Consider the following 15,698-nt stretch of genomic DNA (forward strand, 5'->3'; position numbering starts at 1 on the left):
ATCGGGGCGCGGGATTATCCCGCGACCGGCCCACGGCACCGTGCGATGTCCTGGGCCACCGGCCCTGCACACGGGGGAGGCGACGTCCCGCCCGCGTGTTACCTTCGCGTGAGTTTCACATCAGGTCGTCTCACGCCGGTCCGCCCGGGTGGTGCGGAAGGGACAAGGAGCCGCAGGCCATGACCCGTACGGATGGGCAGGAGGAGCGGCGGCGCCGGCTGCGTGAACTGGTCACGACCAAGGGCTTCGTCCGCACCTCGGACCTCGCGGCCGAGTTCGCCGTCAGTGTGATGACCATCCACCGCGACCTGGACGCCCTCCAGGCGCAGGGCTGGCTGCGCAAGGTGCGCGGCGGTGCGAGCTGTCTGCCGTCCACGCAGTTCCACGGCAGTGTCGGCGAGCGCATGGCGACGATGACGCAGACCAAGCAGCGGCTGGCGCGGGCGGCCGCCGAGGAGCTGGCCCCCGGCCGGATCGTGGTGATCGACGACTCCACCACCTGTCTGGGCCTGACCCAGCACCTGCCCCAGCACACACCGATCACGGTGATCACCAACTCGCTGCCCGCCATCACGGCTCTGGCCAAGGAGCCAGGGGCGGCGCTGGTGGCGCTCGGCGGCACCTACTTCCCGGCGTACGACGCGTTCATGGGACCGCACACCGCGCAGAGCATGTCCGCCTTCCGCGCCGATGTGCTGTTCATGTCCACCACCGCCGTCACCACGGGCCGCTGCTACCACATGTCACCCGAGACGGTGCAGGTCAAGCAGGCGATGATGGCCGCCGCGGCACGCCGCGTACTCCTCGTCGACCATACGAAGTTCGCCAACCAGGGCCTGTACGCGCTGGCTCCGCTCACCGACTTCGACCTGGTCGTGGTGGATGACGCGGCACCGGCCGGGGAGGTGCGCGGGCTGCGCGAACGCGGCGTCGATGTGCGCATCGTCCCTCGGTGATGTCACGTGAACATCACGTCGACTTCACCCGCGAGCGGTATGATGCGGAACTTCGGATGGGTGGACACCGTCCAAGCGCTCATCATCCCGTGGGCGTTCACCGCGCTCGGCGCGTTCCTGCTGCGCCAGTTCTTCCTGACCGTCCCCCAGGAGCTGGACGACGCGGCCCGGGTCGACGGCGCCGGGACCGTGCGCACCTTCCTCAGCGTGATGGTGCCCCTGGCCCGGCCCACCCTCGCCGTGCTCGCCGTCTTCTCCTTCATCAGCTACTGGAACTCCTTCCTGTGGCCCCTCGTGATCGTCAACGATGTCAACGCGCGCGCCACTATCCCACTCGGCCTCCAGGCGTTCTTCGGACAGCAGGGCAATGAGTGGAGCCTCGTCATGGCGGCCTCGGTGATCTCGATGCTGCCGACCGTGATCATCCTCGTCCTCCTCCAGAAGCACCTCGTGCGCGGCATCGTCACCAGCGGCCTGGGCGGCCGCTGACCCCCTGCGCGCCTCCTCTTCTCCGGGAAAGGAATCCCCTCGATGGCCATCCCCGCCTGGTTCACCGAAGACCGCTTCGGCATGTTCATCCACTGGGGCCTGTACGCCCTGCCCGCCCGCCACGAGTGGGTGAAGAACCGCGAACGCATCACGGACGAGGACTACGACCGCTACTTCCGCCACTTCGAACCAGACCTCTTCGACCCCCGCGAGTGGGCGCGGTCCGCCAAGCGCGCCGGAATGAAGTACATGGTGCTCACGACCAAGCACCACGACGGCTTCTGCCTGTGGGACTCCAAGCTCACCGACTACACCTCGATGAACACCCCGATCGGCAAGGACCTCGTCGCCGAGTTCGTCGAGGCCGTGCGCGCCGAGGGGCTGCGCGTGGGCTTCTACCACTCGCTCATCGACTGGCACCACCCGGACTTCGTCATCGACGGCCTCCACCCGCGCCGTGACGACCCGCCGGAGGAGATCAAGCGCCTCAACGAGGGCCGCGACATGGCCCGTTACCGCGCCTATCTGCACGGTCAGGTGGAGGAGCTGCTGACCGGCTACGGCACCATCGACTACCTCTTCTACGACTTCTCGTACAAGGACGACGACCACCACGACGTGTGGAACGGCAAGGGCAAGGAGGAGTGGGGCTCGGAGGAACTCCTCGCGCTCACCCGCAGGCTGCAACCCGAGATCATCGTCAACGACCGGCTCGCCATCCCCGGCGACCTCGTCACACCCGAGCAGTACCAGCCCGACAGGGCCATGGAGGTCGACGGGCGGCCGGTGGTGTGGGAGGCGTGCCAGACCCTCAACGGCAGCTGGGGCTACGACCGCGACAACCTCAATGTGAAACCGGTCGACCTGCTGGTCCGGATGCTCGTCGACGGCGTCTCGAAGAACGGCAACATGCTGCTGAACGTCGGCCCGACCGGACGCGGTGACTTCGACGCCACCGCCCTCGCCACGCTGGAGGGGATCGGGGCGTGGATGTCCCGCCACCAGCGCTCCATCCACGACGCCGGCCCCTCCGCCTACCGCGCCCCGGTCGACACCCGCTACACCCAGCGCGGCAACCGCCTCTATCTGCACCTCTTCACCTGGCCCTTCGGCCATGTCCACCTGCCGGACCTGGCGGGCAAGGTCGCGTACGCGCAGCTCCTGCACGACGCGTCCGAGATCAAGTACCGCGAGATCGACCCGTCGACCAAGGCGCAGAACACCGGTCTCGGCGGCCAGCCACCCGGCACCCTGACCCTGACCCTGCCGGTCGTCCGCCCCGATGTGGCGGTGCCGGTCGTGGAACTGTTCCTGCGCCAGGACACCTGACACCCGATCGGGGCGCGCACCCCTTTACCTCCGGCGTAATCGACGCACGGGACCTGACCGGACGAGAGTTGCCACAACGCAATGACACCTCATCGCCCGGGAAGGGTCCGCCACCATGCCGTACTTCGAGGGTTCCGACGGAACGCGCCTGTTCTACACCGACTGGGGGCAGGGCAAGCCGGTGGTGTTCGTCTCCGGCGCCTGGCTCAGCAGCAGTGCATGGGAGTTCCAGATGCTCCCGCTGTCCGAGGCGGGCCTGCGCTGCGTCGCCTTCGACAAGCGGGGGCACGGCCGCTCGGACTGGGTCGGCCATGGCTACGACTACGACACCCTCGCCGATGACCTCGCGGCGCTGCTCGACCACCTCGACCTCCGCGAGGTCACCCTGGTGGCCCACTCGATGGGCGGCGGGGAGGTGCTCCGCCATCTGTCCCGGCACGGCCACGGCCGGGTGAGCCGGGTGGTGCTGATGGCCGTCACCGCGCCCCTGATGGCCTGGGCGCCGGACCACCAGGACGGGATCCAGCGGCACCTCTTCGACGCCGTCGAGGCGGAGCGGACCAAGGACCGCCCGAGATGGATGGCGCAGAACGCCCAGGCGTTCTTCGCCACCCATCTGGGCAACAAGATCTCCACCGAGCTCATCGAGTGGACGGTGCGACGATGCCTCGACTGCTCGGCCAAGGCGGCCGTGGAGGTGGTCAGAACCGGATTCCACACCGATCTGCGCGCGGAGGCCGCCGCCCTCCCGCTGCCCACCTTGATCATCCACGGCGACGCCGACGCCTCCGCCCCCATCGACCTCTGCGGCCGCCGTCTGGCGAAGCTGGTCCCGGACAACGTCTACAAGGAGTACCCCCGAGCCGGACACGGCCTCTTCATCACCCACGCCGATGACATCAACCGCGACCTGCTCGACTTCATCGGCGCCACGTCACGCTGAGCCCTTGGGCCCCGGTACAGGTCCAGTTCTCCGTCCAGCTCGACGGCGACTGTCGAGGACGTCGACCCGCCGCACCGGGGTGCGCAGGGCGCGCACGCCGCCGCCGCACACGTTCATGACGTGGTGTCCGGATCATCGGCCGGGGCGGCCGGGAGCGGGAGCGCCTCGGCCGCCGTCACCTCGTCCCCGGCCCGTACGCCGTGCAGGACGTGGGCCAGCACCTCGGCTCCGCGCACCACGCGCGGGCCGGGGCGGTTGAAGTAGGCCGGGCCGTCCAGCACCCAGACCCTCCCGGCCCGTACGGCGGGCAGGTCCGCCCAGCCCGGCAGGCGGGTGAGCAGGTGCGTCTCCCGCAGGGTGCGCTCGGGCGGAAAGCCGCACGGCAGGACCAGGACCACCTCCGGCCGGGCGGCGCGCACCGCCTCCCAGGTCATCGGGCTGGTGTGCGCCCCGGAGACGGCGAGCAGCGGTTCGCCTCCGGCGGTGGCGATCTGGTCGGGGACCCAGTGTCCGGCGGGCCACAGCGGGTCGAGCCATTCGATCGCCACGACCCGGGGCCGGGCCCGGCCCGCCACCGCCTGGCGGATGCCCTCGAGGCGGTCGCACAGGTCGGCCCGGCGCCGCTCGGCGCGCTCGCGCACGCCGAGCAGCTCACCCACCGTCACCAGACAGTCCAGCACCTCGTCGAGCGTGTGTGGCTCCAGGCTGAGGACGCGGGTGCCCGCGTCCAGCAGCCGGACGGCCCGGCTCACCTTCCGGTACGACACGGCGCACACCTCGCACAGGTCCTGGGTGAGCACCACATCGGGGCGCAGGGCCGCCAGCGCCTCGGTGTCGAGGGTGTAGAGCGACGACCCGGAGTGTGTCGCGCCGCCGACCGCGTCGGAGATCTCCCGGCTGGTGAGGGCGTCCTGGTCGAGCCCGGTGGCGGTCACCACGGGGAGGTCCGCCACCGCTTCCGGCGGCCAGTCGCATGCGTGGGTCCGGCCGGCCAGATGCTCGGCGAGCCCGAGTTCGGCGACGATGTCGGTCGCGGCGGGCAGCAGGGAGACGATGCGCATACCGCGACTGTAGGTGGGATGTCCGGGGCATCGGCGACAGGCGACGCGCGGAGCCGGTGGTGTGGCGCGCTCAGCCGGCCACAGCGCGTTGCGGGTCGGTGCGGTGGCGTACCTCCTCCGAGGAACCGGGGTCGTTCGGCCGGTCCAGGGAGCTCCACCACCGCGCCACCTCGGCGCCGGTGGCGAACCACGCGTCCCGGCGCCGCCGCATATACGCCAGGAACTCCTCCAGCACCCCGACCCGGCCCGGCTTGCCGATGCAGGACGGCTCCAGGGTGATCACACAGCACAGCCCGAAGCCGTGGTACGCGTCGAACTCGGCGCACCAGTCGTCCAGGGTCTGCCGGTATCCGGCGATCCGCACCTGACCGGCGGGGTAGGCCGGTCCGTAGGTGAACATGAAGCGGGGGACGTCATTGAGCTCCCAGTGGGCCGGAACGTCCACCAGCGGGGTGGCGCCGGGGCCGGTGGCCGGGTGCAGCAGGGTCGGCCGGTCGTCGACGGTCGTCGCCCCGGGCCAGGGAGGTCCAGGTGAACCCCAGTTCGCCCAGCACACCGGCGGTGTCGTCGCCGATCTCCGCGGAGGGCGGCCGGAAGCCGGTGGGCCGCCGTCCGGAGATGTCCTCCAGCACCCGCGCGGAACGCTCGGTGGCGCGCCGCTGCCCCTCGGCGGCGAGGTCGCGTAGTCCTCCAGGCCGTCGCCGCGGGAGCCGATCTCGTGGCCGCGGGCGGCCACGTCCCGCACCGTCTCCGGGTAGCGCTCGGCCACCGTCGCCGGGATCATCCAGCTGGCGCGGACACCGGCCGCATCGAGGGCGTCGAGCATCCGGGGCGCGCCGCGCTTCGGACCGTACTCGCCCATGGACAGGGTCTTGGGCCGCTCATGGCAGGACTCGTCCAGCCGCAGCCAGAACGGCTCCGCGTCGAGGTTCACCGTCACCACGACCGCGCACCGGGCGCCGTCCGGCCAGGGCGGGTTCCCCTCCAGCCGGGGCCGCGCGTGCTCGCTCTTCACCGGGCTCTCCTTCCGCCCCGTCCCTGGCGTCTCAGTGGTACGTCCGCCACCACTGGGCGATCTGGTTCCCGGTGGCGAACCACACATCGTCATGGGAGCGGATGTGCTCGATGAGCCGGCGCAGCAGCGGCACCCGGCTCGGCTTGCCCATGACTTCCGGGTGCATCATCACGACGTAGCAGAGCCCGTAGCGGTAGTAGCCGTCGAACTCCCGCCGCCAGTTGTCGAGGGTGAGCTCGGTGCCGGCCATCCGGTCCTGGCTGCGCGGCTCCGCCGGGATGTCGTTGTAGGCGAACTGGGGGAAGTCGTCCAGCTCCCCCTGCGCGGGGATCTCGATGAGGTCGGTGTCGCGTCCGTCGATCCGCCAGCGGTACGGGCGGTCGTCGCCGCGCATGGAGCTGGAGTAGGAGAAGCCGAGATCGCACAGCAGCTGGGGGCTGTCGGCGCCGAAGTCACCGGAGGGCGTGCGGAATCCCATGGCCGTGGTGCCGGCCACCCGTTGGAAGATCTCCTGGCTGCGCTCGATCAGCGCGCGCTGCTCGGCGATGGTCCTGGAGTAGTACAGCTCGTGCAGATAGCCGTGGTGGCCCAGCTCATGGCCGCGGTCCGCGATGGTCCGCAGCAGGTCGGGCCAGCTCTCGGCGGTCCAGCCGGGGACGAAGAAGGTGGCGGGGATCCGGAAGTCCGCCAGCAGGTCCAGGATCCGGGGGGTGCCCCGGTGCGGGCCGTACGCGCCGAGCGAGAACAGCCGCGGGGAGCGCCAGATGTCGGGGGCGTGGCCGAGGTTGGCCAGCAGCGCCGGGCCGTCCACGTCGAAGCTCAGCAGCACGGCGCAGCGGGCGCCGCCCGGCCACCGGGGTCGCTCGACCGCCCCGGCCGGGGCCGCATCCACGAGACCCGGCGCAGCCTGCGCGCCGACGCCTTCGCCGCGGCCGTGGAGCGGCTGCTGCCCGCCGAGGAGGTCATGATCTTCGGCGCCGGCCCGTCCGGCATCATCGCCGAGTACCTCGCGCTGAGGCTCAACCGGCTGGGGCTCAAGGCCCGTCACACGGCGGACATGGGTTTCAGACTGCCGGACGCGCTGGTGCCGCTCTCGGCGGACGACGTCGTGGTGATCTTCGCCCCGGCCCGGCTCTTCAAGGAGATCGAGGTCATCATCGACCACGCCGAGGAGGTGGGCGCCCCCGTCGTCCTGATCACTGACGCCCTCGGCCCGGCGCTCGGCGACCGCGTGGCCGTCACCCTCCTGGCCACCCTCTCCGCCTCCGGCGCCACCCGCGAGACCCTCGGCTCACTGGCCGTCGTCGACGCCCTGGCCCTGGCCGTGGCCTCCCAGTTGGGCGAGCGCGCGCTGGAGACCTCCGAACTGCTGGCCCGTCTGCGCGGTCACTTCCTGCCGCCCAACAGCCCCCATTACGGCCGCGACGAGTGAGGTTGTGCGCGTCCCGTCGGCGTCTCACCAGGTGGCCGGTCTTGGCCAGGCATCCGACACGCGGTACCGTCGGTGCGATATCGACGATGGTCTGACGGAAGCCGGTGGAAATCCGGCACGGTCGCGCCACTGTGAACGGGACGTATCCGAAGGGGACGTCCGTGAGTCAGACCCGCAGCCATCGTCCTGTGCACCACCGAGATGGGACGCGAACTCCCGTAGGAGGCCACTGCCATGGCGCAGCATGTCGCGCAGCCGACAGCCACCACCCCCGAACTGCCCGCCACGCTGCCGCTGAAGGCGATAGCTCCCTGGGCCGTCTTCTTCGGCATCCTGATGCTGATCCTGCTGTACTTCGTCGGCGCCGAGCAGGGCGCGACCGCGGTCGTCTCCGGCTCGGGTGTCCATGAGTGGGTGCATGACGCCCGCCATCTGCTCGGCTTCCCCTGCCACTGAGGAGGCGAGGGACGCCGCACCCCCATGAACTCCGCAACAGTGAGAAACCTGTTGGTGCGGGGCATGCTCGCCGGTCTTGGTGCCGGTGTGCTCGCCCTGATCGCCGCCTATTTCCTCGGTGAGCCGAACGTCGACCGCGCGATCGGCTTCGAGGAGGCCCACGCCCCCGCGCATGAGCACGAGGTCGAGATCGTCTCCCGCAGTCTTCAGTCCACCGCCGGTCTGGCCACCGGTGTGCTGATCTACGGGATCGCGTTCGGCGGTATCGCCGCCCTCGCCTACTGCGTCGCCCTCGGCCGCGTCGGCCGCTTCGGCCCGCGGGCCACCGCGCTGCTGCTGTCCGGCTGCGCGCTGCTCGCGGTCTACGTCGTGCCGTTCCTGAAGTACCCGGCCAACCCGCCCGCCGTCGGCAACGGCGACACCATCGGCAAGCGGACGACGCTGTACTTCCTGATGATGGTGCTCAGCGTGCTCCTCGCGATCGCGGCCACCATCCTGGGCAAGCGGCTCGCCCCGAGGCTGGGCACCTGGTACGCCACCGTCGCCGCGGTGGCCGCCTTCGCCGTCGTCATCGGGCCGGCGTTCGCCTTCCTGCCCGTCGTCAACGAGGTCCCGGCGGACTTCCCGGCCACCGTCCTGTGGCGGTTCCGGCTGTCCGCCCTCGCCATGCAGGTGATCCTGTGGGGTGGCTTCGGCCTCCTCTTCGGCGAACTCGCCGAGCGGCTGCTGAACCCCAAGCCCGCGAAGGCCGAGGAGAGCCGGGCGATGGCGGCCGCCCCGAACTGACCACACCGAGACGCACGAGGGCCCGCGGAGCGGTTTCCGGGGGCCCTCTCGCGTTGGGCGGGCACGTCCGGTCCAGACGTCGCGCTCTGGCCGGTCACCCTGCCGCGCCTGGAGTCACTTCCGCGGGGGCAGGTGCCGCAGTCCGTTCTCCAGCAGCGCGAACGCGTGCTCCGCGTCGGCCACCGCACCCGTGTAGCGCTCGTCGGCCGGTTCCCCGTACGTCACGCGTCGGGTGTTGTCCTGTGCCAGTGACCACTGGACGGCGACGATTTGGACGGCGGCCAGCCGCGCGGTGAGCTCCGGGGTCTCCGCCGTCTCCCGCAGCGCCCGCGCGAGCTCGCGTTCGGCACCGGCCTTGAACCGCTCCATCCGGGCCACCAGCGAGGGTGTGTCGAGGATCATCCGGGTGAGCTTGAGGATCTGGGGATGGTCGTTGAGCCCGGTGATCGGGTCCCGTTCGCGCAGGCCCTTGAGGAAGTGCTCGCGCAGTGCGGTCAGCGGGGCGGTGCGGGGTGGGCGGGCCCGTACGACGCGGGCGCTTTCGGCCTCGTGGTCGGCGAGGCGGTGCACCACGAGGTCTTCCTTCGCCGGGAAGTAGGCGAAGAGCGTGCGCTTGGACACCTCGGCCGCCTCGGCCACCTGGGCCACCGAGACCTGGTTGAAGCCGTGTTCGAGGAAGAGCGTGATCGCCGCCTCGGAGATCGCCGCGTGGGTCCGCTGCTTCTTCCGCTCCCGTAGCCCTGGCTTGCCGTCCACGACGACCACCGTAGCAGAGCACTTGCCCTCAGGAGATTTCTGCACCTGGTATACATATAGCCCGAGGCGAGAAATCGAGGAGGAGTGACCGTGTCCACGGAGAAGACGGCGAAGACGGAGAAGACGGCGAGCGCGGCCGACGTCGTCATCGCGGGCGCCGGCCCGACCGGGCTGATGCTGGCGTACGAGCTGGCGCTGGCCGGGGTCGAGACCCTGGTGCTGGAGAAGCTGGACCAGCGCATCGAGCAGGTGAAGGGCGGCGCGATCCAGCCCCGTACGGCCGAACTGCTGGAGTCGCGCGGGCTGTTGGAGCCCATGCTGCGGCGGGCCATCCAGCGTGCCCCGGTGGGCGGGAACTTCGCGCTGCTGCCCGTGCCCTTGGACTGCACCCCGTGGCGGACCAGGCACAACAGCGTGATCGGCATCCCTCAGTGGAAGATCGAGGAGGTGCTCGAGGAGCGGGTGACCGCCGCGGGCGCCCGGGTTCTGCGGGGCGCCGCCGTCACGAAGGTCGAGTCGGACGAGGACGGCGTGGTCGTGACGGCGGACGGCCTGGAGGTGCGGGCGCGCTATCTGGTGGCGTGCGACGGCGGCCACAGCACGGTGCGGAAACTGCTGGAGCTGCCGTTTCCCGGGCGGGCGGGGACCCATCAGGCGGTGCTGACCGACATCCGGCTGACCGCGGTGTCCTCACTGGTGCCGAAGCGGATGGGGCACATCAGCACCATGACCCGTCGTGTGGGCGACTACTGGGCCATGCTGATCCCGGTCGAGGGTGACCTCTACCGCTTCACCTTCGGGCGCGCGGACCAGGTGGACACCGTCCGCGACGCCCCGGTCACCCATGACGAGATCGCCACCGCGCTGCGGGAGGTGTACGGCGAGGAGACCACCCTGGGGGCCGTGGAAAACTCCTCGCGCTTCAGCGATGCCACGCGACAGTTGGAGCAGTACCGCGTGGGCCGCGTGCTGTTCGCGGGCGACGCCGCCCACATCCATCCGCCGCTGGGCGGCCAGGGGCTCAACCTCGGCATGCAGGATGGGATCAACCTCGGCTGGAAACTGGCCGCGGTCATCCAGGACCGGGCGCCGAGCGGCCTCCTGGACAGCTATCACGCCGAACGACACCCGGTCGGAGCTCAGGTCCTGCACCACACGTCGGCCCAGCGGGTCCTGGCGGACACGAACCCGAGCGAGGACGTGGCCGCCCTGCGTGACATCTTCATCGAGCTGCTGCGGCTGCCCGACGCCAACCGCCACCTCGCGGGACTGATATCCGGGCTCTCACTGCGCTACGAACTGCCCGGCGACCATCCCCTCACCGGGCAGCGCGTGCCGGATGCCGACCTGGTCACCGAGGCCGGTGCCACCCGGCTGTCGGCGCTGTTCGGCTCGGGCCACGCCGTTCTGCTCGATCTGGGCGGAGCCGTCCCGGACGGCCTCCGGCTCCCGCCACGCGTCGACCTCGTCCGGGCCACCTGCGCGGACGACCTGGGCGCCGCCGCCCTGCTCATCCGCCCCGACGGCTATGTGTGCTGGGCTGCGGACACTCCGGCCGCATGCGACGAGACCCTGCTCGCCACGATCGAAGGCGGGCTGACGAAGGTGCACTGAGCCGGGGCCGCCGGATCACTCGTCCAGGGGCAGCAGGATGCGGAAGGTGGCGCCCTCGGCCGGGGCCGTACGCACCTCGACCCGGCCGTGGTGCGCCGTCACCAGGGAGTGGACGATGGCGAGGCCGAGCCCCGCGCCTCCGCTGTCGATGCGGCCGCGGGCGTCATCCGCGCGGTAGAAGCGGTCGAAGGCGCGGGCGGCCTGCTCCTCGGACATCCCCGGCCCCTCGTCGTGCAGCTCCAGCACCGCCAGACCGTCCCGCGTGCCGACGCCGATCCGGACCGGAGTGCCCGGCGGGGTGTGCGCCACCGCGTTGCCGACGAGGTTGGAGGCCACCTGGCGCAGTCTCGCCTCGTCGCCGAGCACCGGTGCGCCACCCGGCGGCCCGCCGCCGGGGCCGGTGAGGGTGACCGGGCGCCGTGGATCGAGCGCGCGCAGGTCGTGCAGGGCATCGGCGGCCAGGGTGCGCAGATCCATCGGGGTGGGATGGAGCGGGAGGTCCGCGGCGGCGGCGTACTCGTCGAGGCGGGCGAGCAGCAGCAGGTCCTCGACCAGCCGGACCAGCCGCGCCGCCTCCCGTTCGATCCGGCCCATCGCGGCGTCGACATCGGCGCGCTCGGGCATGCCGCCCATCCGGTACAGCTCGGTGAACCCCTTGATGCCGAAGAGCGGGGTGCGCAGCTCGTGGCTGGCGTCCGCGATGAAGCGGCGCATCCGCTCGGCGGCGGTCGCCCGCGCGGCGTCGCTCTCCTCGACCCGGTCCAGCATGCCGTTGAGCGCCCTGGCCAGACGGCCGAGTTCGGTGCGGGATGCGGCCAGCTCCGGGACGCGGCTGGACAGGTCGCCGTCGGCGATGGCCGCCGCGGTGGTCTCGATCCGGCGCAGCGGGCGCAGCCCGGCGCGTACGGCGAACCACCCGGCCCCGGCGAGCAGCGCCAGCACCAGGGAGTCGATGAGCAGCATCCGGGTGCCGAGCTGCCTGATCGTCGCGTTGACCTGGGCGAGGGAGGCCGCGACGACCACGCTGTGGGTGCCCTCGGCCTGCTTCCGCTGTTCTCCCGGCGCGTTGAGCGGTACGGCGATCACCCGCCATGCCGCGCCGCCGTCGGCGGCCGGGGCCTCGAAGGGCCGACGGCCGCGCTCGCCGACCGCCGCCGCGCCGAGCGGGGGCAGGGTGGGAGCGCTGTGTGCCGCGGGCCGGATGACTTGCCGGCCGCGGCCGTTCGGGCCGAGGGAGGCCAGATAGACATCGCCGGTCAGCTGCTGCTCCACGGTGTCGCGCACCCGGGAGGTCCGATCGCCCGCCATGTCGGACGGGTCGGTGAGGCGCGCGGCGGCCGTGGCGGCGGTGCGGAGCCGGTTGTCCAGCTGATGCACCAGGTCGCGCTTGAGCAGGACGACGGCCAGGGCGTTGCTGCCGAGCAGGGCGGCCACGAGCAGCATCAGGGCGATGGCCAGCAGCCGACCGCGCAGCGAGAGTCGGCCACGCAGCCCGCGCAGCGAGAGTCGGCCACGCAGCCCGCGCATGGGACGGGCGCTCACCGCGGCGGCCTCCGCAGCACATACCCGGTGCCGCGCACCGTATGGATCAGCTTCGGCTCGCCCGGATCCACCTTGCGCCGCAGATAGCTGATGTAGGAGGCGACGATGCTGTCGTCGCCCCCGAAGTCGTACTGCCAGACCAGCTCCAGGAGCTGGGACTTCGACAGCACCTGCCCGGCGTTCTCCATCAACACGCGCAGCAGGCTGAACTCGGTCGGGGACAGCCGCACCGGCTGCCCGCCCCGGGCCACCTGATGGCTGTCGGGGTCCAGCTCCAGATCGTCGACGACCAGCCGGCCGTCGGACTGACGGCCGCTGACGCGGCGCAGAATGGCCCGGATGCGCAGGACCAGCTCCTCCAGGTTGAACGGCTTGGTGACGTAGTCGTCACCGCCCGCCCTGAGCCCGCTGATCCGGTCCTCGGGCGCATCGCGGGCGGTGAGGAACAGCACCGGGGGATGGCCCGCCGCGGCGAGCGGATGCTGCCCGCGCAGCCGGTGGACGACCTCGAAGCCGTCGATGTCGGGCAGCATCACATCCAGCACGATCAGGCCGGGACGCCGCTCCCGCACCGCGGCCAGCGCCTGTTCCCCGGTCGCGACCGCGACCACCGCGAAGCCCGCCAGCCGCAGACTCGCGGAGAGCAACTCGCGCAGCGTCGGCTCGTCCTCCACCACCAGCAGCCGTTCCGATGCCGTCATCCGTCCCGCCCTCGCCCGATCGTCCGCACTCCAGCCTCCCGGCCCGTTACGCGTCGCGTCGGCGGAAGACGATGAACGCCACGGTCAGCAGGGCCCCGACACACCCTGCCATGACGGCGAGCCCCGACCAGGGGGCCGGCAGCGCCGGATCGCGGTGGCCGGTGATGATCTGTCCGCCCGCGATCGGCGGCCAGTACTTCGCCACCCGGTCGCCGAACGCCCCGGGCAACGCGGGTGCGAACGCCTGCACGATCAGCATCGCGCCGAACAGGGTCGTCACCGTCGCCGTCGTGCTGCGGATCACCGCGCCGATCGCGAGGCCGAACAGCGCGGCGAGCGTCAGATGGAGCCCGCCGCCCAGAACGCCGCGCAGCGCCTGAGGATCGGAGAGGACGAGGTGCGGGCGTCCGCACCCGCCAGCGCCGCCTGCCCCACGAGAAAGCCGCAGAGGGACACCACCAGCCCGACCGGCAGCGCCACCGCGATCAGCACCGCGGCTTTGGCGGTCAGCACCGGGATCCGGTGCGGTACGGCGGTCAGCGTGCTGACGATCGTGCGGGCGCCGTACTCGGAGGTGATCACCAGGCCGCCCAGCAGGCCGAGGGCGATCTGCGCCGGCAGGTAGCCGCGCAGACTGGTGGCGAGCGGGTCGAAGGCGGCCCGGTCGGCGGCCGTCATGGTCGCGTAGTCGCCTCCGGCGGATCGGCCGTTGAGCGAGGCGAGACCCGTACAGAACGCCAGGGTGCCGAGGATGACGTAGCCGGTGGACCGCATGGTGCGGATCTTGATCCACTCGGCGTGCAGAGAGTGGCGGAACGTCGCCCGGCCCGCCGGTGCTGGGGGCCCAGGATCATCCGGAGCGTGGTCGACTTGCCCGCGCCGTGGGGACCGAGGAAGCCGGTCACTTCCCCCGGGCGGACGGCGGACGTGAGGTCGTCGACGGCCACCACCTTGCCGTAGCGCTTGGTCAGTCCGCGTACTTCGATCATCATGACTCCAGAACCGAGGTACGTGCGCGACGCCGCTGCGTGCGCAGGAGGATGACGACGACCACGGCGGCGGCGATGAACGCGCCGGTGGCCATGGCGATGTAACCGTGCACGCCCAGCGCCGAGTTCAGCGTCTCTCCGTCCACAACCGTGTGGGTGGACTTGAGTACGGCCGAACCCACGAACTTCAGGATCACCGCCCCGGTCGCCACCATCACCATGACCATGCTGGACACGACGCCCTGCCGTTCCGGCGGCGCGAGTGTCGCCGCCATGTTGAAGCCGGATGTCACGAGCGTTCCCGCGGTGAGGCTCAGCAGGAAGGAGCAGACGACCGCGAGAGGGAGCACGGAGTCCCCGACGAACATCCCGACGGTTCCCACCGTTCCGATCGCCACTCCGCCCGCGAGTGCCACGGCCGGTCCGACCCGGGTGCTGAGCACGCCCGCCAGGGTGCCGCCGAGCACGATGCCGATCGCCGGTATGCCGTACAGCATGCCCAGCGCTCCCGGGGCGGCGAGTCCGTACCCGAGGCCCTGATCCGCCGAGACCTTGGCGATCAGGCCGAAGAGCGTGAGCATGCTCTGGTACGCGCCGGTTCCGAAGACGACCACGAGCAGCGTGAGCACCAGTGGCCTGCCGAGGTTTCTGATGTCGATCACGGGCTCGGGAATCCGGCTCGCCACCAGGAACCACCGGGTCAGTGCCGCGGCGCCACCGATGAGAAGGGCGAGCGGTCCCACGGTGAACCAGCCGAACTCCGACCCGAGGCTCACATAGCTGAGCACCGCCGCCAGCCCGCCACCGAGGAGGACGGCCCCGGCGATGTCGACCTTGCCCGGTGTCCTGACCGTGGACTGGGGAACGAGGCGGTGCACCAGGAACGCCGCGATGGCCGCGAAGATCGCCGACGCCACGAACACGCTCCGCCAGCCGAACTCCGCGGCCGTCAACTCGAAGAGGGCGGGCATGACGATGCTGAGGAGCGCGGAGCCGGAGGTCACCACGCCCGTGACGACCATCGCCATGTCCGGTGCGCACATGTCACGGATGAGGGCGACCGTGAGGAACACGGCTCCCACGGCCGCTCCCTGGAGCAGGCGGCCGAAGATGAACACCCAGAGACTGGGAGCGACGAGACACACCAGGGCACCCGCCAATGCGGTGACCAACGTCCCCACCAGCACCCTGCGCTTGCCGTGGATATCGGCGCTCTTCCCGAGCAGTGGTGCCCACATCGCTCCCGCCAGCAGCGAGCTGGCGTCGATCCACGCCGACTGGTCGGTGCCGAAGTGGTCGAGCATCTCGGGGAGGACGAGGAGCGGTGCGGTGACGACGGTGTCCACCATGGTGTTCACCAGAATCAGGATGGCCACCTGGCCGATGAGCCGTCTGTTCCACCTCGTGTGCTGTTCGCCGCTGAGCGGTCCGGTGCTGATGCTCGTGTCGGTGTTGGCGCTGCCGATGCTGCCGTTGGGCATGAAGCGCTCTTCCTTCTGTCCCTGTGGACCTGGTCGCGGTCGCCCGACGTCGTCGTGGCGCGTGGCATCACAGTGATCCGCTGTTCTGGGACAGCTCTGCACGAGTCTGGGTGTCGCGTGAGAACCGGAAGTCGAGTACGGGGGAAAC

The 15,698-nt window shown here is 71.0% G+C and carries 17 protein-coding genes, 2 pseudogenes and 1 riboswitch; of the genes and pseudogenes, 8 read left to right on the forward strand and 11 right to left on the reverse strand.

Features of this window, described 5'->3' with window-relative positions:
• Positions 1 to 179: 179 nt before the first annotated feature.
• From KHP12_RS42575 to KHP12_RS42590, 4 genes are all read left to right on the forward strand, one after another.
• Entirely contained in the window at positions 180 to 956 is a 777-nt protein-coding gene (locus tag KHP12_RS42575; protein WP_086880401.1) for a DeoR/GlpR family DNA-binding transcription regulator, read from the forward strand.
• Positions 957 to 998: 42 nt separating this feature from the next.
• Positions 999 to 1,445 carry a carbohydrate ABC transporter permease gene (locus KHP12_RS42580; protein ID WP_245010407.1) on the forward strand — a complete coding sequence of 149 codons (447 nt, stop codon included), beginning with the start codon at positions 999 to 1,001 and terminating at the stop codon, positions 1,443 to 1,445.
• A 42-nt stretch (positions 1,446 to 1,487) separates the two neighbouring features.
• The gene (locus KHP12_RS42585; RefSeq protein ID WP_086880400.1) at positions 1,488 to 2,774 is read left to right on the forward strand and encodes an alpha-L-fucosidase; all 1,287 of its coding nucleotides are present in this window, start codon (positions 1,488 to 1,490) and stop codon (positions 2,772 to 2,774) included.
• A gap of 115 nt (positions 2,775 to 2,889) precedes the next feature.
• Entirely contained in the window at positions 2,890 to 3,717 is an 828-nt protein-coding gene (locus KHP12_RS42590) for an alpha/beta fold hydrolase (protein ID WP_086880399.1), read from the forward strand.
• Between the two features lie 113 nt (positions 3,718 to 3,830).
• On the opposite strand, the gene KHP12_RS42595 is transcribed toward KHP12_RS42590, so the two are convergent.
• From KHP12_RS42595 to KHP12_RS42605, 4 genes and pseudogenes are all read right to left on the reverse strand, one after another.
• Positions 3,831 to 4,778, reverse strand: coding sequence for a cobalamin-binding protein (locus tag KHP12_RS42595; RefSeq protein ID WP_086880398.1), 948 nt, complete (start codon positions 4,776 to 4,778; stop codon positions 3,831 to 3,833).
• 70 nt (positions 4,779 to 4,848) lie between these two features.
• A complete protein-coding gene (locus KHP12_RS53620) occupies positions 4,849 to 5,223 on the reverse strand; it encodes a polysaccharide deacetylase family protein (protein ID WP_372455269.1) in 375 nt (124 codons plus the stop codon).
• Positions 5,192 to 5,886, reverse strand: a pseudogene (locus KHP12_RS53625) (polysaccharide deacetylase family protein). Before KHP12_RS53625 ends, KHP12_RS53620 begins: the two are co-directional and overlap by 32 nt.
• On the reverse strand, positions 5,825 to 6,604 hold the full coding sequence (locus KHP12_RS42605; RefSeq protein WP_244202595.1) for a polysaccharide deacetylase family protein: 780 nt from the start codon (positions 6,602 to 6,604) through the stop codon (positions 5,825 to 5,827). The pseudogene KHP12_RS53625 and the gene KHP12_RS42605 overlap by 62 nt, the downstream one beginning before the upstream one ends.
• Between KHP12_RS42605 and KHP12_RS42610 the strand changes: the two genes are divergently transcribed.
• The 3 genes from KHP12_RS42610 (at position 6,569) to KHP12_RS42620 (ending at position 8,467) form a co-directional block, all read left to right on the forward strand.
• Positions 6,569 to 7,225 carry a MurR/RpiR family transcriptional regulator gene (locus tag KHP12_RS42610; RefSeq protein WP_308036199.1) on the forward strand — a complete coding sequence of 219 codons (657 nt, stop codon included), beginning with the start codon at positions 6,569 to 6,571 and terminating at the stop codon, positions 7,223 to 7,225. The two genes, KHP12_RS42605 and KHP12_RS42610, sit on opposite strands and share 36 nt — an antisense overlap.
• 70 nt (positions 7,226 to 7,295) lie before the next feature.
• Positions 7,296 to 7,422, forward strand: a riboswitch (cobalamin riboswitch).
• A 37-nt stretch (positions 7,423 to 7,459) separates the two neighbouring features.
• Positions 7,460 to 7,681, forward strand: coding sequence for a CbtB domain-containing protein (locus KHP12_RS42615; protein ID WP_037946463.1), 222 nt, complete (start codon positions 7,460 to 7,462; stop codon positions 7,679 to 7,681).
• A 24-nt stretch (positions 7,682 to 7,705) separates the two neighbouring features.
• Positions 7,706 to 8,467 (forward strand): CbtA family protein, encoded by a 762-nt coding sequence (locus KHP12_RS42620; protein WP_086880394.1) that lies wholly within the window; start codon positions 7,706 to 7,708, stop codon positions 8,465 to 8,467.
• 114 nt (positions 8,468 to 8,581) lie between these two features.
• Here the strand turns inward: KHP12_RS42620 and KHP12_RS42625 are convergent, their stop codons facing one another.
• The gene (locus tag KHP12_RS42625; protein WP_167442391.1) at positions 8,582 to 9,232 is read right to left on the reverse strand and encodes a TetR/AcrR family transcriptional regulator; all 651 of its coding nucleotides are present in this window, start codon (positions 9,230 to 9,232) and stop codon (positions 8,582 to 8,584) included.
• Between the two features lie 81 nt (positions 9,233 to 9,313).
• Between KHP12_RS42625 and KHP12_RS42630 the strand changes: the two genes are divergently transcribed.
• Positions 9,314 to 10,837 (forward strand): FAD-dependent monooxygenase, encoded by a 1,524-nt coding sequence (locus KHP12_RS42630; protein ID WP_308017007.1) that lies wholly within the window; start codon positions 9,314 to 9,316, stop codon positions 10,835 to 10,837.
• Positions 10,838 to 10,852: 15 nt separating this feature from the next.
• Here KHP12_RS42630 and KHP12_RS42635 read toward each other — a convergent pair whose 3' ends face one another.
• The 6 genes and pseudogenes from KHP12_RS42635 to KHP12_RS42655 form a co-directional block, all read right to left on the reverse strand.
• Positions 10,853 to 12,364: a sensor histidine kinase gene (locus KHP12_RS42635; protein ID WP_211834987.1), complete on the reverse strand. Its 1,512-nt coding sequence runs from the start codon at positions 12,362 to 12,364 to the stop codon at positions 10,853 to 10,855.
• Between the two features lie 11 nt (positions 12,365 to 12,375).
• On the reverse strand, positions 12,376 to 13,080 hold the full coding sequence (locus KHP12_RS42640) for a response regulator transcription factor (RefSeq protein WP_086880392.1): 705 nt from the start codon (positions 13,078 to 13,080) through the stop codon (positions 12,376 to 12,378).
• A 46-nt stretch (positions 13,081 to 13,126) separates the two neighbouring features.
• Positions 13,127 to 13,384, reverse strand: a complete 258-nt coding sequence (locus KHP12_RS51840) for a hypothetical protein (protein WP_244202594.1) — start codon at positions 13,382 to 13,384, stop codon at positions 13,127 to 13,129.
• A 35-nt stretch (positions 13,385 to 13,419) separates the two neighbouring features.
• On the reverse strand, positions 13,420 to 13,854 hold the full coding sequence (locus KHP12_RS51845; protein ID WP_244202593.1) for a hypothetical protein: 435 nt from the start codon (positions 13,852 to 13,854) through the stop codon (positions 13,420 to 13,422).
• 47 nt (positions 13,855 to 13,901) lie between these two features.
• Positions 13,902 to 14,069 (reverse strand): annotated as a pseudogene (locus tag KHP12_RS42650) (ATP-binding cassette domain-containing protein); the annotation flags it as partial.
• Positions 14,069 to 15,550, reverse strand: coding sequence for an MFS transporter (locus tag KHP12_RS42655; protein ID WP_167442388.1), 1,482 nt, complete (start codon positions 15,548 to 15,550; stop codon positions 14,069 to 14,071). The pseudogene KHP12_RS42650 and the gene KHP12_RS42655, both read right to left, overlap by 1 nt.
• Positions 15,551 to 15,698 lie beyond the last annotated feature (148 nt).

The organism is Streptomyces asiaticus (assembly GCF_018138715.1).
GTDB lineage: Bacteria > Actinomycetota > Actinomycetes > Streptomycetales > Streptomycetaceae > Streptomyces > Streptomyces asiaticus.